Origin of the sequence: Corallococcus aberystwythensis, from assembly GCF_003612165.1 — a bacterium.
GTDB lineage: Bacteria > Myxococcota > Myxococcia > Myxococcales > Myxococcaceae > Corallococcus > Corallococcus aberystwythensis.
In genome coordinates, this window is the sequence record NZ_RAWK01000011.1 from 1 (window position 1) to 21,931 (window position 21,931).

Annotated in this window: 18 protein-coding genes and 1 pseudogene; 1 reads left to right on the top strand and 18 read right to left on the bottom strand. The window is 69.9% G+C overall.

The genetic code is table 11. The features are described 5' to 3' along the window. The 17 genes and pseudogenes from D7W81_RS02875 to mraZ form a co-directional block, all read right to left on the bottom strand. Positions 1 to 975, bottom strand: a pseudogene (locus tag D7W81_RS02875) (adventurous gliding motility protein AgmC); the annotation flags it as partial. 337 nt (positions 976 to 1,312) lie between these two features. Further along, complete coding sequence (ftsA, locus tag D7W81_RS02880; RefSeq protein WP_014398878.1) at positions 1,313 to 2,548, bottom strand: cell division protein FtsA; 1,236 nt, start codon at positions 2,546 to 2,548, stop codon at positions 1,313 to 1,315. A gap of 41 nt (positions 2,549 to 2,589) precedes the next feature. Next, positions 2,590 to 3,447, bottom strand: coding sequence for a cell division protein FtsQ/DivIB (locus D7W81_RS02885; RefSeq protein WP_120553768.1), 858 nt, complete (start codon positions 3,445 to 3,447; stop codon positions 2,590 to 2,592). 135 nt (positions 3,448 to 3,582) lie between these two features. Continuing rightward, the gene (locus tag D7W81_RS02890; protein WP_120553769.1) at positions 3,583 to 4,539 is read right to left on the bottom strand and encodes a D-alanine--D-alanine ligase; all 957 of its coding nucleotides are present in this window, start codon (positions 4,537 to 4,539) and stop codon (positions 3,583 to 3,585) included. After that, positions 4,536 to 5,468: a UDP-N-acetylmuramate dehydrogenase gene (gene murB, locus D7W81_RS02895; RefSeq protein ID WP_120553770.1), complete on the bottom strand. Its 933-nt coding sequence runs from the start codon at positions 5,466 to 5,468 to the stop codon at positions 4,536 to 4,538. The genes D7W81_RS02890 and murB overlap by 4 nt, the downstream gene beginning before the upstream one ends. Positions 5,469 to 5,471: 3 nt before the next feature. Further along, positions 5,472 to 6,893, bottom strand: coding sequence for a UDP-N-acetylmuramate--L-alanine ligase (gene murC / locus D7W81_RS02900; protein WP_120553771.1), 1,422 nt, complete (start codon positions 6,891 to 6,893; stop codon positions 5,472 to 5,474). Then, on the bottom strand, positions 6,890 to 8,041 hold the full coding sequence (gene murG, locus D7W81_RS02905) for an undecaprenyldiphospho-muramoylpentapeptide beta-N-acetylglucosaminyltransferase (protein WP_120553772.1): 1,152 nt from the start codon (positions 8,039 to 8,041) through the stop codon (positions 6,890 to 6,892). The genes murC and murG overlap by 4 nt, the downstream gene beginning before the upstream one ends. Continuing rightward, entirely contained in the window at positions 8,038 to 9,201 is a 1,164-nt protein-coding gene (ftsW, locus tag D7W81_RS02910; RefSeq protein ID WP_120553812.1) for a putative lipid II flippase FtsW, read from the bottom strand. Before ftsW ends, murG begins: the two co-directional genes overlap by 4 nt. Positions 9,202 to 9,206: 5 nt before the next feature. Next, positions 9,207 to 10,577 carry a UDP-N-acetylmuramoyl-L-alanine--D-glutamate ligase gene (gene murD, locus D7W81_RS02915; protein WP_120553773.1) on the bottom strand — a complete coding sequence of 457 codons (1,371 nt, stop codon included), beginning with the start codon at positions 10,575 to 10,577 and terminating at the stop codon, positions 9,207 to 9,209. A gap of 48 nt (positions 10,578 to 10,625) precedes the next feature. Beyond that, entirely contained in the window at positions 10,626 to 11,804 is a 1,179-nt protein-coding gene (mraY, locus tag D7W81_RS02920; protein WP_120553774.1) for a phospho-N-acetylmuramoyl-pentapeptide-transferase, read from the bottom strand. Then, positions 11,804 to 13,204: a UDP-N-acetylmuramoyl-tripeptide--D-alanyl-D-alanine ligase gene (locus D7W81_RS02925; RefSeq protein WP_120553775.1), complete on the bottom strand. Its 1,401-nt coding sequence runs from the start codon at positions 13,202 to 13,204 to the stop codon at positions 11,804 to 11,806. Before D7W81_RS02925 ends, mraY begins: the two co-directional genes overlap by 1 nt. 29 nt (positions 13,205 to 13,233) lie before the next feature. Next, a complete protein-coding gene (locus tag D7W81_RS02930) occupies positions 13,234 to 14,772 on the bottom strand; it encodes a UDP-N-acetylmuramoyl-L-alanyl-D-glutamate--2,6-diaminopimelate ligase (RefSeq protein ID WP_120553776.1) in 1,539 nt (512 codons plus the stop codon). Between the two features lie 51 nt (positions 14,773 to 14,823). Further along, entirely contained in the window at positions 14,824 to 16,845 is a 2,022-nt protein-coding gene (locus D7W81_RS02935; RefSeq protein ID WP_120553777.1) for a penicillin-binding protein, read from the bottom strand. Further along, complete coding sequence (locus tag D7W81_RS02940; RefSeq protein ID WP_120553778.1) at positions 16,842 to 17,234, bottom strand: cell division protein FtsL; 393 nt, start codon at positions 17,232 to 17,234, stop codon at positions 16,842 to 16,844. Before D7W81_RS02940 ends, D7W81_RS02935 begins: the two co-directional genes overlap by 4 nt. Next, complete coding sequence (gene rsmH / locus D7W81_RS02945; protein ID WP_120553779.1) at positions 17,231 to 18,136, bottom strand: 16S rRNA (cytosine(1402)-N(4))-methyltransferase RsmH; 906 nt, start codon at positions 18,134 to 18,136, stop codon at positions 17,231 to 17,233. The genes D7W81_RS02940 and rsmH overlap by 4 nt, the downstream gene beginning before the upstream one ends. A 23-nt stretch (positions 18,137 to 18,159) precedes the next feature. After that, positions 18,160 to 18,543 carry an STAS domain-containing protein gene (locus D7W81_RS02950; protein WP_120553780.1) on the bottom strand — a complete coding sequence of 128 codons (384 nt, stop codon included), beginning with the start codon at positions 18,541 to 18,543 and terminating at the stop codon, positions 18,160 to 18,162. Positions 18,544 to 18,591: 48 nt separating this feature from the next. Continuing rightward, positions 18,592 to 19,044: a division/cell wall cluster transcriptional repressor MraZ gene (gene mraZ, locus D7W81_RS02955; protein ID WP_120553781.1), complete on the bottom strand. Its 453-nt coding sequence runs from the start codon at positions 19,042 to 19,044 to the stop codon at positions 18,592 to 18,594. Between the two features lie 238 nt (positions 19,045 to 19,282). Between mraZ and D7W81_RS02960 the strand changes: the two genes are divergently transcribed. Next, positions 19,283 to 19,993 (top strand): PilZ domain-containing protein, encoded by a 711-nt coding sequence (locus D7W81_RS02960; RefSeq protein WP_120553782.1) that lies wholly within the window; start codon positions 19,283 to 19,285, stop codon positions 19,991 to 19,993. 36 nt (positions 19,994 to 20,029) lie between these two features. On the opposite strand, the gene D7W81_RS02965 is transcribed toward D7W81_RS02960, so the two are convergent. After that, positions 20,030 to 21,838: an acyl-CoA dehydrogenase FadE gene (locus D7W81_RS02965; RefSeq protein ID WP_120553783.1), complete on the bottom strand. Its 1,809-nt coding sequence runs from the start codon at positions 21,836 to 21,838 to the stop codon at positions 20,030 to 20,032. Positions 21,839 to 21,931: the final 93 nt, after the last annotated feature.

Consider the following 21,931-nt stretch of genomic DNA (forward strand, 5'->3'; position numbering starts at 1 on the left):
GCTATGTCCGGCGCCGCCGCCGCCACCGAAGAGCAGGTGATCAACGGCGCTGAAGTTCATCGGCACGCCACCCAGCCCGCCCACATCGCGTGACGCGGATGCCCCGCCACCGTTGTCGCCGCTCCAGGTCCGACCGCCACGTCCACCTGCCCCGGCGGCTCCACCGCCACCTCCACCGGAGTTGTGGCAGATGCCACCGCCACCCGCGTTACCGACGTTGCCGTAACCCGTCGTGTTCGTCGGAGGGACGCCCGCGATGCTGAAGTTCCCGGGGACGACGCCTTCCCCCTTGGACGTTCCACCTGGATAGGCCTGATTGATGCCGGTGCAGCCATCGCCGTTGCCATTGCGATAGAGGCCGCCGCGAAAGCCCATTCCATTGGCGGAAATGGCTCCGGCATTGTTCACGGCTCCCTGGGACAGGAAGACGACGAGGCCGCCCACCTGACCATCCCAGGGCGCGGCAACGATGCTCGCACCAGCGTTGACGGTGACGGACTGGTACTCGGGCACGCGGAGGACCTGCGCAGCTAGGTTCGCCGTCGTTCCCACCGTGAAGGCCTGGGTCAGCGTGGTTCCAGCAACGAAGTTAAGGCGGGTGGTCCCCGTCAGCGAAAGAACACGCGCGAACTGCCAGCGCCCGACCTGGGCCGTAGAGAGATCAATGGCCGTTTGGGAGCCAATGGCCACCGCCGTCAACCCGGTGCTTTGGTACACCATCACCAGGTCGCCCGCCGCGAAGCCCGCCGTGCTTGTCACCGTCACGGACGTCGCACCCGCGTTCGCGGTCGCGGTCAGTCGCGTGTACGTGTTGACGATCGTGTTGGCCGCATTGACCGTCAGCACACCATTCCGGCCGGTACCCAGGCCCAAGGTGTCGGGTTCCGCGAACGCGGGTGGCGCCAACAGCACGGCACACAGCAGGGCCAACAGGCCTGCGGCCGAGCGGCGAAGTCCCGTGAGGGGCGTCAGCAACCGCGAAGTCTTTTGTGGAGTCATAGGGTCTGAGGCCCACCGGGAACGGAGAAATCCGTTCGGGGGCCACAGGCCCCCCTAGCAAGCCAGGAGCCATCCTCTGTCGGATTCCCGATCCGTCCAAATCCTGGATCTTGCACGGCTGGTTGCCCGTGCTTAAGGCGGCCGTCCGGAAGCCGGATCCAGATTCCGGAATCTGGAACCTCTTCCGCGTTCGGAACTGACGCGTCAGCGTCCTCCCTGACACGTCAATCCCCTGCCCCGACACGCCCTCCAGAAACGCGAAAGGGCCCCCCGAAGGGAGCCCTGACTCAGCGCGTTGCCGCGCCGGGAACGCCTAGAAAATCTCTTCCAGCCACTCGCGCATCCGGCCCTTCACCTTCTTGTAGACGTTGCCGTCCTCGCGGATGCGGAACATGCGGCGGTCCATGTGCTTGGCGCCGTAGACGACCAGGCCCACGCCCGTGGCGTACATGGGGCTCTTCACCACGTCCACCAGACCGCCAATGCCGCGCGGCATGCCCCGGCGCACCGGCAGGCCCAGCACCTCTTCCGCCAGCTCCGGCATGCCCGCGAGCAGCGTGGAGCCACCCGTGATGACGATGCCGGACGCGAGCAGGTCCTCGTAACCGCACTTCTGGATCTCGCGGTGCACGAGCTGGAAGATTTCCTCCACGCGCGGCTCGAGGATCTCCGAGAGGATCTGCCGGCCCAGGACGCGCGGCTGACGGCCGCCCACGCTGGGCACTTCAATCGTCTCGTCCTTGTTGATCATCGACGCGAGCGCGCAGCCGTACTTCTGCTTGATGCGCTCGGCCTCGTGCGCGGGGGTGCGCAGGCCGATGGCGATGTCGCTCGTCAGGTTGTTGCCGCCCAGGGCGATGACGGCCGTGTGGACGATGGAGCCGCCAGAGAAGATGGCGATGTCCGTGGTGCCGCCGCCGATGTCGACGAGGCACACGCCCAGCTCCTTCTCGTCCTCGCTCAGCACGGCTTCAGCGGAAGCGAGCGGCTGGAGCACGATGTCGGAGACGTTCAGGCCCGTGCGGTTGGCGCACTTGACGATGTTCTGCGCGCTGGAGACGGCGCCCGTGACGATGTGCACCTTGGCCTCCAGGCGCACGCCGGCCATGCCCAGGGGCTCCTTGATGCCGCCCTGGTCGTCGATGATGAACTCCTGCGGCAGGACGTGGATGACTTCCCGGTCCAACGGGATGGCCACCGCCTTCGCGGCGTCGATGACGCGCGCGATGTCCGCGTCGCGGACCTCCTTGTCCTTCACCGCGACGATGCCCTGGGAGTTGAAGCCCTTGATGTGGCCGCCGGCGATCCCCGTGTAGACGTGGGAGATCTCCGCCCCGGCCATCAGCTCGGCTTCCTCCACGGCGCGCCGGATGGACGACACCGTGGCCTCGATGTTGACCACGACGCCCTTGCGCAATCCCTTCGACGGATGCGTGCCGATACCGATGATGTCGATACCGCTATCGGTCAGCTCGCCGACGATGGCGCAGATCTTCGTCGTGCCGATGTCGAGGCCGACGATGATCTCCCCCGACTTCTGCTTCGCCATGAATCCTCCCAGGCTCCCTCACTTTCGTGAAGGAAGCATCCTCACTGCGTCGAGTCCCCGCTCCGCACGGAGTCGGACCCACTCGAAAGCCTCACCGCCACCCAACCCGGTCGGGCACGGTTATCCAGGCGAATGATCGCGGCCGCAAGCCCCCTTGTGCTGAGCTCGCGTCGAACGCGCGCCAGCCGCTGGAGCTTGACTTCCGTATCGCCCGCGCCGAGGCGCACCTCCTGCCCCGTCGCCGTCACCAGCGCAAGCCCGGTGTTCTCCAGGCGCACTTCAGAAAGCCGCTCGGATCGTCCGGGCAACAGCCGCGCATAAGCACGGGTTACATCCAGCGCCTCGCGGAACTTGGAGCGCACCCCGTCCGGGTCCGCCACGTACGCATCGCGCTCCATGCCGGTGACGAGCGGCAGGTCCAGCCCGTCCCCCGGGGTGACGCGCTTGAAGGGCTCGCCCTCGTCGTCCAGCACGTACAGGTCGCCCAGCACCGCCAGCGCCGCGGGTGCGTGCTCCGTCACCTCCACGGACACGCCGCGCGGAAACCGCCGCGTCACCTCCACCGTGCGCACCCAGGGGTGCTGGCCCATGGACCGCGCCAGCGCGGCCGGGTCCAGCGTCCACAGGTTCTGCCCCGCCGCGAGCCCCGACAGCTTCAAGAGCTCCGGGCGCGACGCCCGCTCCAGCCCGGAGAAGTTCACCGACTCCAGCGCGAAGCGCGGCGACACCACCGCCCACGCACGCAGCTCGATGCTGCCCCAGATGAGCCCCGCCGTCGCCACGGCCAGGCCCAGCGCCTTCGCCACCGACGGCCCGTGCGAACGGACGGCACCCTTCACCGCGTCGTTGCGCGGTGCGGCGTCCAGACGGCGGCGGTTCTTGGATTTTCCGAAGGCCATGACTAGGGGAGGCGCATGCTGCGTGCGGACGTCGAACCACGCCAGTTTTTGGCTACAGGCACGTCGCTGTAGCGGCCTGAAGGGACACCCCGGCCCTGCAAGGGCCCGGAACTCCAGAGAACAACGCGGAGCGGCTCAGGCCTTGAGCGAGGCGCCCTGGAGCAGCCGCTCACAGAGGGCCGGGAAGTCGATGCCCCGCCCCGCCGCGATTTTGGGCAGGAGGCTGGAGGCCGTCATTCCGGGCAGCGTGTTGATTTCCAGCAGGAACACGTCACCGGCTTCCGTGACGATGACATCCGAGCGCGAACCGCCGGAACACCCCAGCGCCTTGTGCGCGGCCAGGGAGACCTCGTTCACGCGCGCGTACAGGTCCGGCGGCAGCGGCGCGGGGAAGAGATACTGAGTACCGCTGCCGGCCTTGTACTTCGCTTCGTAGTCGTAGAACTCGCGCGCGGCCTTGACCTCGATGACGCCCAGCGCCTCGTTGTCCAGCACGCCGCCCTGCACTTCCCGGCCCTTGATGAACTGCTCCACCAGGAGCGTGCCCGCGTGCTTCGCGGCGTCCTGGACGGCGGCGGTGTAGTCCTCGCGCGTCTTGCAGATGTGCACGCCCACGCTGCTGCCCTCGCGGCTGGGCTTCACCACCACCGGGAAGGGGAACGGCAGCCGGTCCGCCTCCGCGAGCGCGCCTTCCGCCGAGTCGAAGGCCCGGTAGGGCGGCGTGGGGATGCCGCGCGCGACGAAGATCTCCTTCGCGTACACCTTGTCCATGCCCACCGCGGACGCCATCACGCCGCTGCCGGTGTAGGGGATGAACATGGCCTCCAGGAGGCCCTGGATGCAGCCGTCCTCGCCGAAGCGGCCGTGCAGCGCGAGCCACGCCACGTCCACCTTCTCCGCGATGAGGCGCGCGGGCAGGTCCTTGCCCACGTCGATTTCGACCACGTCGTAGCCCAGCCCCTTGAGGGCGCCCGACACCGCGGCGCCCGTGCGCAGCGACACCTCGCGCTCGCTGGAGAGGCCGCCGTACAGCACGCCGACGCGCTTCGCCTTCAACTCAGCGGGGGTGAAGCCTCGGGGACCGATGGTCATGGGGAGAAGACTCCAACGCTTTTGACTTCGGGGTGCATGACGATGCCGGTGGCCTCTTGTACCCGCTCTTGCATCAGGGTGATGAGGCCCCGCACGTCCCGAGCGGCCGCGCCGCCCAGGTTGACGATCCAGTTCGCGTGCAGGGTGGACACCTGCGCGCGCCCCAGGGTGTGCCCCTTCAGGCCGACAAGTTCAATCAGCCGCCCGGCATGGTCGCCCGGCGGGTTGGTGAACACGCTGCCGAAGTTGGGCTGACTCAAGGGCTGCGTGCGCTTGCGGTAGCCCAGGTCCGCGTCCATGGCCGCCTTGCTGGCCACGACATCGCCCTTGGGAAGATGGAAGCGCACGCGGGTGACGATACCTCCGGCGGGCAGCGTGGCGTGACGGTAGGTGTGCGGCACCTGCGCTTTGTCCAGCCACCCCACCCCGTCCGCGGTGGCCACTTCAATGGCCTCCACCACGCGGAAGCACTCGCCGTTCTTGGTGCCCGCGTTCATGGTGACGGCGCCGCCCAGGGTGCCGGGAATGCCCGCGAGGAACTCCGCGCCCACCAGGCCCTGCGCGCGCATCACGTTGACCAGCCGGGCAATGGCCGCGCCCGTGCCCAGCGTCACCCGCCCGTCGTCCGGGCCCACGTCCAGCGCTTCCGGGAACAAATCCGGCGGCAGCTTCACGGTGAGCCCCGGCACGCCGCCGTCGCCCACCAGCGTGTTGGCCCCGCCGCCCAGCACCGTCACGGGGATGCCCTCGTCGCGGGCCAGGCGCAGCAGGTCCACCAGCGCGTCCGGTGAACGGGGACGCACCAGGGCCTCCGCCGGGCCGCCCACGCGCACGCTGATGAGCGGCGCCAGGGGCTCGCCCGGCTTGACGTCCAGGCCCGGCAGACGCGCCACGCGCGCCGCCAGCGGTGTCACCTCGCCCGGCTCCATCCCCTACCCGCCCTTCGCCGCGCCCATCAGGGTGAGCAGGTCCGGGCCCACCTGGGTGATGTCGCCCGCGCCCAGCGTCAGCACCAGGTCGCCCTCGCGCACGCGCTCGTGGAGCGCCTTCGCCACGTCCGCGCGCTTCTCCACGAAGGTCACGTCGCGGTGGCCGTGCGCGCGGATGGCGTCCGCCAGCGCGTCGCCGGTGGCGCCCGGGATGGGCTCCTCGCCCGCCGCGTAGACGCTGGTGACGAAGAGCACGTCCGCGTCGTTGAACGCGGTGGCGAACTCCTTCATCAGGTCGTGCGTGCGCGTGTAGCGGTGCGGCTGGAAGGCGGCCACCACCCGGCGGCCAAAGGCCCTGCGCGCGCCGGACAGCGTGGCCATGACCTCCGTGGGGTGGTGTCCGTAGTCGTCCACCACGGTGATGCCGCCCACCTCGCCGCGCACGGTGAAGCGGCGCTGCACGCCGCCGAACTCCGCCAGCGCGCCGCGAACCGTCTCCAGCGGGATGTCCATCTCCTCCGCGATGGCCACCACCGCCAGCGCGTTGAAGGCGTTGTGCGCGCCCACCATGCGCACGCGGAACTCGCCCAGGTCCTCCTCGCGGCGGAAGGCGCGGAAGGTGGTGGTGAAGCCGTCCAGCGAGATGCCCTCCAGCCGGTAGTCCGCCATGTGCGAGCTGCCGTAGGTGACGAAGCGCTTCTCGATGCGCGGCAGCAGCGCCTGGACGTTGGGGTTGTCCAGGCACAGCACGTTGAGGCCGTAGAAGGGAACCCGGTTGCAGAACTCCACGAACGCGGACTGGAGCGTGTCCAGGTCGCCGTAGTGGTCCATGTGCTCCGGGTCGATGTTGGTGACGACCGCGATGGACGGATGCAGCTTGAGGAAGCTGCCGTCGGACTCGTCCGCCTCCACCACCATCAGCTCGCTCTTGCCCAGCTTGGCGTTGGAGTCGAGCACGTTCACCTTGCCGCCCACCACCGCCGTGGGGTCCAGGCCCGCCGCGGATAGCACCGTGGCCACCATGGACGTCGTCGTCGTCTTGCCGTGGCTTCCGGCGACGGCGACCGCGTACTTCAGGCGCATCAGCTCCGCGAGCATCTCCGCGCGAGGGATGACGGGAATCTTGCGCTGGCGCGCCGTCACCACCTCCGGGTTGTCCTTGCGCACCGCGGAGGAGATGACCACCACGTCCGCGTGGACGAGGTTGGACGCCTTGTGGCCCTCGTAGAGCGTGGCGCCCAGCTTCGCCAGGCGGCGGGTGATGTCGCTCTCGCGCAGGTCCGAACCGGACACGCGGTAGCCCAGGTTGAGCAGCACCTCCGCGATGCCGCTCATGCCGATGCCGCCCACGCCCACGAAGTGCACGTGCGCCGCGTGGCGCGTCTTGTAGAGGCTGCCGGGCTTGTTGCTGACGGTCTTGCTCATGCCTTGCTCCCGGGTGCCTTCTTCACGTCCTTCTGCCCGCGGTCCCGTCCGCCCGGGCCCCAGGCCTGGGTCGTGAGGTCCACGCACACGTCCGCCAGTTCCTTCGCGGCGGCGGGGCGGCCCAGGATGCCCGCCTTCTTCGCCATCTGCTTGAGCTTCGCCGGGTCCGTCATCAGGCCGCGCAGCACTTCCGCCAGTTGCTGACCGGTGAGCTCCGACTCGCGGAACATGAGGGCCGCGCCCGCGTCCACCAGCGCGCGGGCGTTCACCTCCTGGTGGTTGTCCGTCGCGTGCGGGAAGGGCACCAGGATGCTGGCCTTCTTGCAGACCGTCAGCTCCGCCAGCGACGTGGCGCCCGCGCGGCAGATGACCAGGTCCGCCTGCGCGTACGCGGAGGACATGTCGTCGATGAACTCCACCACCTGGGCCACGCCCGCGAAGCCCTTGTCCGCGTAGCCCTTCCTCACCGTCTCCAGGTCCAGCTTCCCCGTCTGGTGGACGATGGCGATCTGCTCCTTCACGTCCCCCAGCGAGTCCAGCGCGTCCAGCACGCGGTTGTTGAGGCCGCGCGCGCCCAGGCTGCCGCCGAAGATGAGGACGGAGAACTTCTCGTGCGCGGCGCTGCTGCGCAGGTAGTTGTCCATCAGCTTCCGGCGGATGGGGTTGCCAATCATCTGCACCTTGGCTTCGGGGAAGAACGCGCGCGCTTCCTCGAAGGCGGTGAAGACGACCTTCACGATGCGGCCCAGCACCTTGTTGGTGAGCCCCGGCAGCGCGTTCTGCTCCTGGATGGCGGTGGGAATGCCCATCATCCACGCGGCCAGCACCACCGGCCCGCTCGCGTAGCCGCCCACGCCCACCACCACGTCCGGCTTGTGGCGCGACAGGATGCGGAACGACGCGAGGAACGCCATGGGCAGCGCGATGAGCCCCTTGAGGAGCCCCCAGAGCCCCTTGCCCTTGAGCCCCTGCACCTTCACGAACTCCAGCGGGTAGCCCTCCTTGGGCACCACGCGCGCCTCCAGCCCCTTCTCCGTGCCCACGAAGACCACTTCGTTGGCCGGGTGGCGCGTGACGACCTCTTCGGCCAGCGCGATGCCCGGGAACAGGTGACCGCCGGTGCCGCCGCCCGCGATGAGCACCTTCACGCCGTCACCTCCCGCAGGTCCGTCGTGCCCGTGCGCACCGGCCGCGCCGCGCCCTGCGTGTTCGCGGAAAGCGACAGCAGCACGCCCGCGGAGCCCATCAGCACCACCAGCGACGTGCCGCCGTAGGACACGAACGGCAGCGTCAGGCCCTTCGTGGGCAACAGCCCCATGGCCACGCACATGTTCACCGTGGCCTGGAACGCGATGATGGAGCTGATGCCCAGGCCCAGGTACGTGCCGAACGTCTCCCCCGCCGCCAGGGCCGCGCGGATGCCGCGCCAGAGGACGATGGCGTACAGCACCACCAGGAGCCCCACGCCGATGAGCCCCAGCTCCTCACCGAGGATGGAGAAGATGAAGTCCGTGTGCGCCTCCGGCAGGAAGAACAGCTTCTGCCGGCCGTCCCCCAGCCCCAGGCCGGTGATGCCGCCGGAGCCGATGGACATCAGCGACTCCGCCACCTGGTAGCCCACGTCATGCCGGTGGGCCCACGGGTCCAGGAACGCGAGGATGCGCTTCATGCGGTAGGGGCTGGTCGCGATGGCGACGAACGCCAGCGGCAGCGCGAGCAGGATGGAGCCCACGAGGTAGCTCAGCTTCGTGCCCGCCGCGAACAGCAGCACGAAGAGCATGAACACCAGCAGCACGCTGCTGCCGAAGTCCGGCTGGAGCATGCACAGGAACACCAGGATGCCGCACAGGGCCAGGTGCGGCAGGAAGCCGATGGAGAACGTGGCCACCTTCTCCCGCTTCTTCGCCAACGAGTAGGCCAGGTAGACGAGCCACGCGAACTTGGCGACCTCCGCCGGCTGGAGGCTGAAGCCCGGCAGGCGGATCCACCGCCGCGCGCCACCCGCCGTGGTGCCGATGCCGGGGATGGCCACCGCGATGAGCAGCACGATGGAGACGAGCAGCAGCGGGTACGCCAGCCGCGCCAGCTTCCGCCACCCCAGCTTCATGGCCACCGCCATGGCGACGAGGCCCAGGCCCGCGGCGGACAACTGCCGCTTGAGGAAGTAGAGGCTGTCACCCAGCTTGTCCTGCGCCAGCACCGCGCTGGCCGAGTACGTCATCACCAGGCCCAGCGACACGAGCGCCAGCACCGCGCACAGCAGGATCGGATCGAACCGCACGGGGGCGGCCGGAGGAGAGGTCTTCATCACGGTCAGAGCGCCCCGACCAGGCGCTTGAACGTGTCGCCCCGGTCCTCGAAGTTCTTGAACTGGTCGTACGACGCGCACGCCGGGGACAGGAGCACCGTGTCCCCTGCCCTCGCGACCTCGCGCGCCTTCGCCACCGCCGCGTCCAGCGTGCCGCACGCGTGCACCGGAGCGTCGTTCGCGTACGCCCGCGCCAGCGCGTCCGCGTCCTGGCCAATGGTCAGCACGCCCTTCACCTTCCCCTGCCCCGCCTCCACCATGGGCGCGTACGGCGCGCCCTTGCCCTTGCCGCCCGCGATGAGCCACACGTCACCGGCGAACGCCTTGAGCGCCACCAGCACGGAGTCCACGTTGGTGGCCTTGGAGTCGTTCACCCACTCCACGCCGTCCAGCACGCGCACGCTCTCCAGCCGGTGCGCCAGGCCCGGGTAGCTGTCCAGGCCCGCCTGCACCGCGTCCCGAGCCACGCCGCCCAGCCGCGCCAGCAGAGCAGCCGCCATCGCGTTCTGCGCGTTGTGCGCGCCCCGGAGGGAGCGGTTGGTGAGGGTGTAGGACTCGCCCGCGAACTCCAGCTCGAAGCCGCCGGGCCGCGCGATGGCCAGCCCCGCCAGCTTCGGCGCGTCCACCACCGGGCGGCCCGTGAGGCTGAAGCCGTACACGGGCGCGCGCGCGGAAGCGGCCAACCCCATCACCGCCGCGTCGTCCGCGTTCACCACCGCGAAGTCGCTGCCACCGTCCTGGTTCATGAAGATGCGCGCCTTGGCCGCGCCGTACTCGGCGTGGTTGGCGTAGCGGTCCAGGTGGTCCGGCGTGAGGTTGAGGATGGCCGCGCCCGTGGGCTTGAGCTGGTGGATGCCCTCCAGCTGGAAGCTGGACAGCTCCACCACCAGCGCGTCCCAGTCCCCTGGGGCCATGGCGGCCTCCGCCAGCGGACGCCCCAGGTTGCCGCCCACGAAGGTGCGCAGGCCCGCCTTCGCGTACAGCTCGCCGGTGAGCGCCGTGGTGGTGCTCTTGCCGTTGGTGCCGGTGATGCCCAGCAAGCGCGTGCCCGTGAGGAAGCGCCCCGCGAGCTCAATCTCGCCCCACACGGGGACGCCCGACGTGCGCGCGGCCTCCAGCTCCGGCAGGGACAGCGGCACGCCCGGGCTCACCACCACCAGGTCCTGGCGGGTGAGCAGCCCCGGAGGCGTGGCGCCGGTGACGAGCGTCACGCCCTTCGCGTGCAGCTCCTTCGCGAGGTCACCGAGCGCGTCCTCGGAGCGCGCGTCCAGCGCCGTCACCTGCGCGCCCTGCTGCACGAGCAGCCGGAGCGCCGCGACGCCGCTCTTGGCCAGCCCGAACACCGCGACCTTCCGACCGGACAGCGAGGGATTCATGGGGCGGGCCGACCTCGTCTACGGGAGCAACGACAGGGGGCAAAACGACTAGCGCAGCTTCAGGGACAGCAGCGCCACGCCACCACAGAGGATGGCGACAATCCAGAAACGCACGATGATCTTCGGCTCGGCCAATCCCTTGAGCTCGAAGTGGTGGTGCACGGGCGCCATCTTGAAGACGCGCTTGCCCGTCATCTTGAAGGACGCCACCTGGATCATCACGGAGAGCGCCTCCGCGAAGAAGATGCCGTGGATGATGGCGGAGACGACTTCGTTCTTGGAGAACACCGCCAGCGCGCCCAGCGCGCCGCCCAGGGCCAGCGAGCCGATGTCGCCCATGAACACGGACGCCGGGTAGGTGTTGAACCAGAGGAAGGAGATGCCCGCGCCCACGATGCTCGCGCAGAAGACGGCCAGCTCCGCGCCACCCGGCACCTGGAGGATGCCCAGGTAGCGGTACAGCGGCGTGGCGGTCAGCCTGGCGACGCCGTTCACCGTCTCCGTGTCCGCGATGTGCAGCGTGGTGCCCGCCACGTAGCAGAGCACGCAGAAGGTCACCGCCGACACGATGGTGGGGACGATGGCCAGGCCGTCCAGGCCGTCCGTGAGGTTCACCGCGTTGGACGTGCCCACGATGACGATCCACGCGAAGACGACATAGAACCAGCCCAGGTCCGGGTTGAACCAATGGGACGGCACGAACGGCAGCGTGAGCCGCGTGTCGATGAGCAGCGTGGGCCCGAAGGAGCCGTCCGCCTTCGTCCACGTGCACATCAGGCCGAAGATGGCGATGAGGTAGAAGACGGTCTGCAGCACCATCTTCTTGCGCCCCGCCAGGCCCTTGGAGTTGCGCTTGGACAGCTTGAGCCAGTCGTCCAGGAAGCCGATGAAGCCGTAGCCGAAGGTGAGGAGGATCATCACCCAGACGCCGCGGGACTTCAGGTCCGCGAACAGCAGGGTGCCCGCCGCGATGCAGATGAGGATGAGCGCGCCACCCATGGTGGGCGTGCCCTTCTTCTTCTGGTGCGTGTCCGGGGTGTCCTCGCGCACGTTGCTCTGCCCGTGCTGCTTCAGGCGCAGCCGCGCGATGAGGCGCGGCCCGATGAGCATCCCCAGGAGCAGGGCGAAGACGCCCGCGGCGATGATGCGGAAGGTCGGGTAGCGCAGGAAGTTGAGGACGCGCCCGGCTTCGGTGTTCTGGATGAGCTCGTACAGAAGGTACAGCACTAGTGACTCCCTCCGGGGGGTGCCGCGCCCGTGAGGGCCGCCACCACGCGCTCCAATCGCATGCCGCGACTGGCCTTCACCAGCACCACGTCACCGGGTGACAGCCGGGGCGTCAACCACGCCACCAATGGCTCCACTTCGGTGAAGTGTGCGGCGGAATCTCCCATGTCCGCGCTCCCCAGACCGCCCGCCGAACGGGGGCCGAAGAACGCGACCAGCTTCGCGTGCCGCGCGACGAGCTCACCCAGCCGGGCATGCTCCTGCGCCTCGCCCGCGCCCAGCTCCAGCATGTCGCCCAGCACCGCCACCGCCCGGCCGCCTTCGGGCACCAGCGTGCCCAGCGTGACGAGCGCGGCCTCCATGGAGGCCGGGTTGGCGTTGTAGCAGTCGTCCACCACCGTGACGCCGTTGCGGCCGTCCACGATGTTGAGCCTGCGCGCGTACGGCCGCGCGGACTCCAGGCCCTTCACGCACTCCTCCGGGGAGTAGCCCAGGGCCAGCGCCGTCGCGAACGCCGCCGTCGCGTTCTGCGCGTTGTGCGGCCCCACGAAGTGCAGGCGCACCGGCCAGTCCTTCCCCCCGTAGCGCACGGTGGCCACCATGCCGTCGCGGCCCAGGGTGTGGACGGCGGTGAGGCGCACGTCCGCCCCTTCCGCCCGGCCGAACGTCAGGTGCTTCGCGCCGCTGCGCGCGGCCTGGTGCACGATGAGGATGTCATCCAGGTTCACGACGGCGGTGGCCTGGGGCAAGAGCTCGCGGAACATCTCGCCCTCCGCCTCCGCCACGCCCTCCAGGCTGCCCAGCCCCTCCAGGTGCTCCGGCTGGACCACGGTGATGACACCCGCGTCCGGCTGCACCTTGCGGGTGAGCCGTTCGATTTCGCCCGGCTGGTTCATCCCCACTTCGATGACGGCCGCCACGTGGGACGGCTCCAGCCGGAAGAGCGTGAGCGGGACGCCCACCTCGTTGTTGAAGTTGCCCTCGGTCTTCAGCGCGGGGCCGCGCGTGGCCAGGATGGCGCCCACCATCTCCTTGGTGGTCGTCTTCCCGTTGGAGCCCCCCACCGCCGCCACCGGAATCCGGAAGCGGCGGCGGTGCAGCGCCCCCAGCCCGCCGAGCGCGGCCAGGGTGTCCTCCACTTCATAGAGCGCGAAGCCCGGGGGCAGGGCCGGCAGCGCCCTCCCCCGCTTCACCACCGCCCCGGCCGCTCCCTGGCGCTGGGCTCCGTCCACGAAGTCGTGGGCGTCGAAGCGCTCACCCTGCAGCGCCACGAAGAGGCACCCCGGGGTGAGCGACCGCGTGTCGGTGCAGACGGCGGGGAAGCCCGCGTCAACGGGCTCCCCGCGACGGGTCGCACCCGTCGCCTGCACCACCTCGTCATCGGAGAATCGAGCGGCCATGGAGGGGGGGTGTTGGCCTTGAAGGAGGGTCAGCCCGGGATGCGGTTGGCCAGCGCGCGCGCGGCGACTTCACGGTCGTCGAACGCGAGCTTCTCCGTGCCCACCGTCTGGTAGGTCTCGTGGCCCTTGCCGGCGATGAGGACGACGTCGTCGTCCTTGGCCAGGTTGATGACCTGCTCGATGGCGGCGCGGCGGTCCGCGTCCACGAGGTAGCCCTTCTCCCCGACCTTCGCCTTGCCCGCGGAGATGCGGCGCAGGCCGCCCTTCTCCAGGCCCGGCGTCACCTCCGCGATGATGGCCTCCGGGTCCTCCGTGCGCGGGTTGTCGCTGGTCACCATCACCAGGTCGGCGCCCTCCGCGGCCACGGTGCCCATCAGCGGGCGCTTGCCCTTGTCGCGGTCACCGCCGCAGCCGAAGACGACGATGACGCGGCCCTTGGCCAGCGTGCGCGCCGCCTCGATGGAGCGCTTGAGCGCGTCATCCGTGTGCGCGTAGTCCACCAGCACCGCCGGCGCGGGACCGCCGCGGTGGTTCTCCGCGCGGTCCATGCGGCCGGCGACCTGGGAGACCAGCTCGATGCCGCTCTTCACGTCCGAGCGGCTGATGCCCGCGCCCAGCGCGATGCCGGCGGCGAGCATGATGTTCTCCAGGTTGTGGGGCCCCAGGAGCTTGCTCTTGACCTTGATGTCGCCCGCGGGCGTCTTCAGGGTGGCCTCGATGCCCTTGAGCGAGTAGGCGGCGTCCGCGGCGGAGATTTCACCCGCGCCCGTGCGGCTGAACTTCCACGCCATGCGCTTCTGGCCGCGCAGCTCGTTGTAGATGCGGCTGGCGAAGGTGTCGTCGCCGTTCACCACCGCGGTGCCCGTGGCGGAGAGGTTCTCCACGAAGAGCTTGCGCTTCACCTGGAAGTACTCCTCCAGGTCCTTGTGGTAGTCCAGGTGGTCGCGGGACAGGTTGCTGAAGCCCACGGCCTTGAAGGTGAGCCCGTGCACGCGCTCCTGCGCGAGCGCGTGGCTGGAGACCTCCATGACCACCGTCTCCACACCCGCGTCCACCATCTCGCGGAAGATGCGGTGCAGATCCAACGGGTCCGGCGTGGTGTTGGCCAGCTCCGTCGTCTTGCCACCGAACTTGTAGCCCAGCGTGCCGATGACGCCCGGCGCCGGGGAGCCGGTGTACATGGCGGCCGTCGCGAGGATGGCCTCCAGCAGGTACGTCGTCGTCGTCTTCCCGTTGGTGCCGGTGACGCCCAGGAGCGTGAGCTTGTCGGCGGGGCGGCCGTGGAAGTTGGCCGCGATGAGGGCCAGCGCCTTGCGCGCGCTGCTCACCTTGAAGAACGGCACCTGCGAGGACTGCCCCTGCTTCTCCGACACCACGGCCACGGCACCGCGCGACACGGCTTCGCCAATGAACTGGGCCCCATCTTCCTTCAGGCCCGGCACGGCGATGAAGAGATCCCCCGGCTTCACGCGCCGCGAATCCTGCGTCACTCCCGTGACGTCGACCGCGGAACGGCCGCCCGAGGTCTGCTCGGCTCCACACCCTGCGAGGACATCCGTCAGCTTCATCTCTTCCCCTTCACACGCATTGCTGATGCGGGGCCTGGAAAGGACACGGCCTCATTGCCGCGTCGCCAGTTCCAGCGTCACCCGGGCCCCCTTCTCCACCAGCGCACCGGCGGGGGGGGTCTGAGATACGACTCGTCCACTGCCTTGCAGCTGTGGCTCCAACGCCGCGGCGAGCAACTTCACCACGGCTTCGCGTCCTGCCTGACCCTGGACGTCCGGCACACGCACCGTGCCGGGCTCCGGGGTCTCGGTCACCGCAACCTCCAGGCCGGCCCGGACGGGCACGGCCTTCGCCAACGCCTTCGGTGCCGGAGGGGGCACCACGGGCGCGGCGGCCGCGGCCACCTCGGCGGGTGCCACCGTCCGGGACGGGGGCACGGCCAGGTGGGCCATGGCAGCGGTAGCGATTTCCTTGAAGGCAGGGGCAGCCACGTTCCCCCCGTATACGTCTGTCTTGGGTTCGTCCACCACCACGAGAATCACGGCGCGTGGTGCCTCGGCTGGCACCATGCCCGCGAACGACGCAATGCGTTTGTCGGAATACCCCCGTGCCACGGGGTCCGCCTTCTGCGCCGTGCCCGTCTTGCCGGCCACCCGGTAGTCGTCCATGGCGGCCTTGGGCGCGGTCCCTCCCTTGACCACCACGCTCTCAAGCATGCCCACGACCTGCCGCGCCACCCTCTGGGAAACGACCCGGCGCAGCTCCGTGGGCTGGTTCTCCAGCAGCACCACGCCGTCCGGGTCCACGACCCTGGAGACGAGGTACGGGCGCATCAGCACGCCGTCGTTGGCCAGCGCGCCATAGGCCGCCGCCAGCTGGACGGCGGTGGAGGTCATGCCCTGGCCGAAGGATTGGGTGGCCAGGGAGATGTCCGATTTCGGAAACGGGATGACGCCGCGGCTCTCCCCGGTGAGCGCCAGGCCGGTGCGCTCCGCGAAGCCGAAGGCGTGGTAGGCGGCCACCATCTTCTCCCGGCCCAGGGCCTCCGCGACCTTGGCGGCGCAGATGTTGGAGGACACCTGGAGGATGCCCTGCGCGTTGAGCCAGCCGTGCGGGTGGGTGTCGTTGACGGTGTGGCGGCCGATGCGGAAGGCGCCGTTCTCACAGAAGAAGAGCGTGTCCGGGGTGATGGTCTTCTGCTCCAGCGCGGCGGCCACCACGAAGGCCTTCATCGTGGAGCCGGGCTCGAAGGCGTCCAGCGCGGCGCGGTTGCGGATGGCGTTCTTCACGCCGTCCTCCGGCGTGTTGGGGTTGAAGCGCGGGTTGTTGGCCAGCGCCAGCAGCTCCCCGGTGCGAGGGTCCAGCACCACCGCCATGCCCGCGACCGCCTTGGCGTCGTCCACGGCCTTGGCCAGCGCCTTCTCCGCGACGTACTGGAGGTGGCGGTCCAGCGTGAGCGTCACCGCGGCGCCCTGGCGCTCCAGCGGATCCAGGGCGCCCTGGACCATCAGCTTGCGGCCCTTGGCGTCCCGGAAGCCGGAGGTGCGCGAGTTCTGCCCGGACAGCTCGTCCTCGAAGGCGAGTTCCAGGCCCTCCAGGCCGTGGCCGTCGGTGCCCACCATGCCGACGATGTGCGCGCCCAGCTCTCGCTGGGGATAGAAGCGCTTGGGCTCTTTCATGAAGCCCAGGCCGGGCAGGCCCAGCGCCTTCACCGCCTCCACCTCCTGGGGCTTCGCCTGGCGCTTCACCCACGCGAAGCGCTTGGCGCGGGACAGGCGCGCGGCCACGTCGTTGCCATCCAGGTGCACCGCGCGCGCGAGCTGCCGCGCCGCCTGGGGCACGTTGGGGAGCATGGACGGGTCCACCCAGATGGAGTCCACCTCCACGCTCTGCGCGAGCGGCGTGCCGCGCCGGTCGAAGATGTCCCCGCGCCGGGCCGGGATGTCGATCTGCCGGACGTACTGGTCCTGCGCCAGGCCGCGCAGCTTCTCCTGCTGGAAGACCTGGAGGTAGACCGCGCGGCCGAACGCCGTGCCCAGGAGCGCGAGGAACAGCCCGAACAGCAGCTGGACCCGCAGCCTGAGCCCCTTCGTGTTCGACTCCGGAATCCGCGCGCTCTTCAGGTCCCTCACCGCCCGGTCCCCCGCTCCGCCACGCGGACGGCGGGGGCGCTGCTCCGGGCCTGCGCGGTGCGCGAGTCCTTCACGCGCTCGTCGGCGATGGACACCACCGCGCCGCCCTTGGGCATGGCCATGCCCAGCTGCTCACGCGCCACGCGCTCCAGCCGCCCCGGGGCCTTGAGCGTGGCCAGCTCCAGCTTGAGCCGGTCGTTCTCCCGGGTGAGCGAGCGGCTCTCGCCCTCCGCGTTGGACAGGCGGTAGCCCATGTCCACCACGAGCACGCGGCTGGTCACGTGGAGGATGCCCACGCCAGCGAACAGGGTGAAGAGCATGACGGCGGGCAAGAGGTGCATCAGCACGCCGGCCACGGACACGGAGGGACGCGAGAGGGCCTTGCTCATCGGATTTTCTCCACCGCGCGCAGGTGCGCGCTGCGAGAGCGGGGGTTGGCCTCGACTTCCGCTTCGGAAGCCGCGACGGCCTTCTTGGACACGAGGGCGAAGTCACCCTGGCTGTTGCACACGCACACCGGGAAGCCCGGCGGACAGGTGCACCCACCGACCAGGGCGCGGAAGGCTTCCTTCACCTTGCGGTCCTCCAGGGAGTGGAAGGAGATGACCGCGGCGCGGCCGCCCACCTTGAGCAGCGAGGGCAGCGCGGCGAGCAGCGCGTCCAGCGCCTCCAGCTCCCCGTTCACCGCCATGCGCAGCGCCTGGAACGTGCGGGTGGCCACGTTGATGCGGTCCGGCCACGCCTTGCGGGGCACGGCGCGCTTCACCACCTCCACGGCCTCCAGCGTGCGCTGGGGCAGCGCCTTCTTCAGCTCCCGGGCAATGGGCCGCGCGAACGGCTCTTCACCGTAGTCCTTGAGCAGCCTCGCCAGGTCGCGCTCGTCCGTTTCGGCGATGAGCTCCGCGGCGGTGATGCCGGTGTCGCCCATGCGCATGTCCAGCGGGCCGTCCTTCATGAAGGAGAAGCCGCGCTCGGCCACGTCCAGCTGCGGCGAGGACACGCCCAGGTCCACCAGCACGCCGTCCACGGGGAGCAGGTCCTGCGCGACACGGGAAAGGTCCGCGAAGTTGCCCTGCCGGGCCTGGAAGCGCGCGTTGCCACCCATGCGGGCGGTGGCCGCCGCCAGCGCCACGGGGTCCCGGTCCACGCCCACCACGGTGGCGCCCCGGGCGAGCAGCGCCTGGGTGTGGCCACCGCCGCCGAGCGTGCCGTCGAGGATCACCTTGCCCTCCGCCGGGTTCAGCAGCTCCACCGTCTCGTGGAGCAGGACGGTCTGGTGCTGGAAGTCCACGGGAGGGGGGCCTTGGGTGCGGGTCAGACGAAGGGAGCGCGCGAGAGCTGGAAGGCGGCCCGGGCGTCGTTCATGTGCGGGTACAGCTCGAAGGCGTCATGGGCGCCGGCCGCGCGGAAGATGGCGGCCAGGTACGGCGACAGCCCGGACAGCTTCACGTCCCCACCGGAGCGGCGGAACGCCTCCGTGCGGGCCATCAGCGGACGCACGCCGCGGTAGTTCAGGTGTGACACGTCCGCGAAGTCCAGGACGACCTGGCGCGTGCCCCGGTGCAGCCGGTGCATCAGGTCCTCGCACAGCTTGAGCAGGTCCGCCTCCTCCAGCTCGCCCTCCAGCATCAGCGTCTCCACGCGCTCGGACGCCGCCACCACCGCCCTGTTCCGACGAACCTCCTGCACCTGGTCCATGCGCCTGCCCACCCTTCTCCTGCGAACTCGAGGCTGTCGACTTCCTGGCTACGGCTGGCGCAGCTCGCCCAGCACCCTCAACACGTCCTGGGAGGTGGCTTCCTGGCGCGCGTCCTCCTGCGCCTTCGCCCAGCCTTCCTGGCTCCAAAGCTCAATCACCTTCACCATCCCCGCCCACACCACTTCCTTCTCCAGCTTCGCGTACGTCCTGAGCGACGGCGGGATGAGCAACCGGCCCAGCTTGTCCAACGGGCACTCCTGCGCGCTGGCCACGTACAGCCGCATCAACGTCTTGACCCCCGGCTCCATGGGGTTGCGCCGGGCGAGCGCGGTCTCCAACGCCTCCCACTCCCGCACCGGATAGGCGTGGAGGCAGGGGTCCAGGGCCGTGGTGACGATGAGCCGCTCGTCGTAGGCGCCCACCAACGTCTCCCGCAGCCTGGCCGGGAGGCTGGTGCGCCCCTTCGCGTCGATCTGGTGCTCATAGACGCCTCGGAACACGCGGGACGATCCACCTTTTCAGCCCAGCACGGGACGGACCACCACTCCTTCCCACTTCTTACCCCTCAACGGCCGGCATACATACGCGCCCCCCCCAGGGGGGTCAAGAAAGCGCGCAACAGGCTGGAACACCGCGCGCCCGGCGCCGGACATCCCCCAGGGCACGTGCCGGACGGCCTACCTTTGGGGGTGGGGTAAACTTGAGTTTTTCCGCTCCCAGGCTGAGAGTGCCGGACGCGTGAACACGAACGTTCGACTGAAGGTGGCCTACAAGACGCCGCAGTCGCTGGTCGGCGAGTACACCCGCAGCGTGGGTCAAGGCGGCGTCACCCTGGAGACGCGCAAGGCCCTGCCGCCGGGCACCCGCTTCACCTTCGAGCTGCACGCGGCCGGCATGCCGCGTCCGGTGGAGGTGCTGGGCGAGGTCATCCGGGTGGAGCCGCGCCCCGGCGAGCGCTTCCTGCTCACCGTGCGCTACGACGGCTCACAGGATCGCAGCCCGCTGGACGCGGTGCTCCAGCACATCTTCGCCCAGGAGGAGCAGAACGGCCTGCGCCGCTTCCCGCGCATCCCGCTGCACGTGCGCGCGCTGGAAGGCGACGCCCGCGTCCCCTCCTTCTTCGTGCGCGACATCTCCCGGGGCGGTGTGGGCCTGGAGGTGGAGGCCCCCACCCTGCCCCGCGAGGTGCAGGTGGGCACGCCCTTCCTCATGGAGATGGACATGCAGGAGGGCCCGCTGCTGCTCCACGGCGAGGTGGCGTGGACGTCGACGGTGCCGCGCAAGGGCGTGGCGCAGGCGGTGACGCCGGGCTTCGGCGCGACGTTCGGCCGCCTGCGGCCGGACATGCTCCAGCGGCTGGAGGCCCTGATGGTGCTGGAGCACCTGCCGCCCGCGCCCTGGCGGGCCCGGGTCAGCTTCGGCCTGGATGCCGTGTCGCGGATGCCCTGACGCTTCGTCCAGGGCACCCGCGCTCCGGCGCGCGGCCTACAGCGGGTTGTACGGGTAGCCGCCGGCCTCTTCCAGGCCCGCGACAATCGTCTCGCGCAGCTCCGCGGGGTCATACGGCGTGAAGGCGTCCAGCGCGGTCAGGCGCTTCAGCTCCAGCGCGAGCGCGTCGCCCTTGAGCGTGGCGCAGAGCGCGCGGCGGGTGCGCTCGAAGGCGCGCGTGGTGGACTCCATCGCGTACAGCCGCACCAGCGCCACGCGCATGGGGTCCAGCACGCCGCCGGTGGCGGCCTGGCGGGTGCGCGTCACCATGGAGTCCAGGGCGTACGCGTCCATCACCACGTCCGCCAGCGCGGCCATGACCTCCTGGTGCTTGTCCAGCTCCGTGCCGAAGGTCTCCGCGGCCAGGCGCATCCCGTGGATGGCCAGGTGCTTGGCGCACTCGGCGGCGATCTCCTCGTGGGCCAGCGCGTCCTGGCGGCCCGCGCGGGGACGCTCGCCCCGGCTGAGCTCCTCCGCCACGGAGCGCGCCTGCGCGAACAGCGGCAGGTCCCCCTTCACCGCGCGCTTGAGCAGCATGCCGGTGATCAGCATGCGGTTGATTTCGTTGGTGCCCTCGAAGATGCGGTTGATGCGCGCGTCGCGGTAGGCGCGCTCCACCGGGTACTCCTCGATGTAGCCGGCGCCGCCGTGCACCTGCACCGCGTCGTCCACCAGGTGGCCCAGGGCCTCCGAGCCGAAGACCTTCATGATGGAGGCCTCGGTGGCGAACTCCTCCATGGCGGCGATGACGTGCGCGTCGTAGTCCGCGTCCGAGCGCTCCTTGGACGCCAGGCGCCCGTCCACGAGGCCCGCCGTGCGGTACGTCATGCTCTCCACCGCGTAGACGAGCGAGGCCATGCGCGCGAGCTTCTCGCGGATGAGCGGGAACGTGGCGATGGGCGCCTTGAACTGCTTGCGCTCCTGCGCGAACTTGAGCGCGTTCTGCAGCTGCAGCTTCATGCCGCCGATGACGCCCGCGCCCAGCTTGAGCCGGCCGTAGTTGAGGATGTTGAAGGCGATGCGGTGGCCCTTGCCCAGCTCGCCCAGCAGGTTCTCCACGGGCACCTGCGCGTCCTCGAAGTAGAGCGGACACGTGGACGAGCCGCGGATGCCCATCTTGTGCTCCTCCGGGCCCACGGTGAGGCCCGGGGTGTCCTTCTCCACGATGAAGCCGGTGAACTTGTCGCCGTCCACCTGCGCGAAGACGACGAACACGTCCGCGAAGGCCGCGTTGGTGATGTAGAGCTTGGAGCCGTTGAGGACGTAGTGCTTGCCGTCGGCGGACTTCACCGCCTTCGTCTTCGCCCCGCGCGCGTCGCTGCCGCTGCCCTGCTCCGTCAGCGCGTACGCCGCCACCCACTCGCCCGTGGCGAGCTTGGGCAGGTACTTCGCCTTCTGCGCCTCGTTGCCGAACCACACGATGGGCAGCGACCCGATGCCGGTGTGCGCGCTGGACGTCACCGACCAGGAGCCCTGCAGGCTCATGGCCTCCGCGAGCAGGAGCGACGTCGTCTTGTCCAGGCCCGTGCCGCCGTACGTCTCCGCGATGTCCACGCTCAAGAGGCCCAGCTCGCCCGCGCGGCGCAAGAGGTCGCGCAAGAGCGCGTTGTCCTTGCCCTCGATGCGCGCGGCCTGGGGCAGCACCTGCTCACGGCAGAACTGGAGCGCCGTCTTGAAGAAGAGCCGCTGCTCCTCGGAGAACGCCTCCGGCGTGAGGATGCGGGTGGCGCCCACCTCCTGGAACAGGAACGTCGCCCCAGCGAGTACATCCTGGGGACGGGAAGCGGGCTCGGTTGCGGCGACCATCGACGACCTCCGGGGAGGGAGCATTGCCCTCCGATGCCTTCAGAAAAAAGGCGCGCGGCACATTAGGGCGCGCGGACCGCCAGGGGTAGTAGC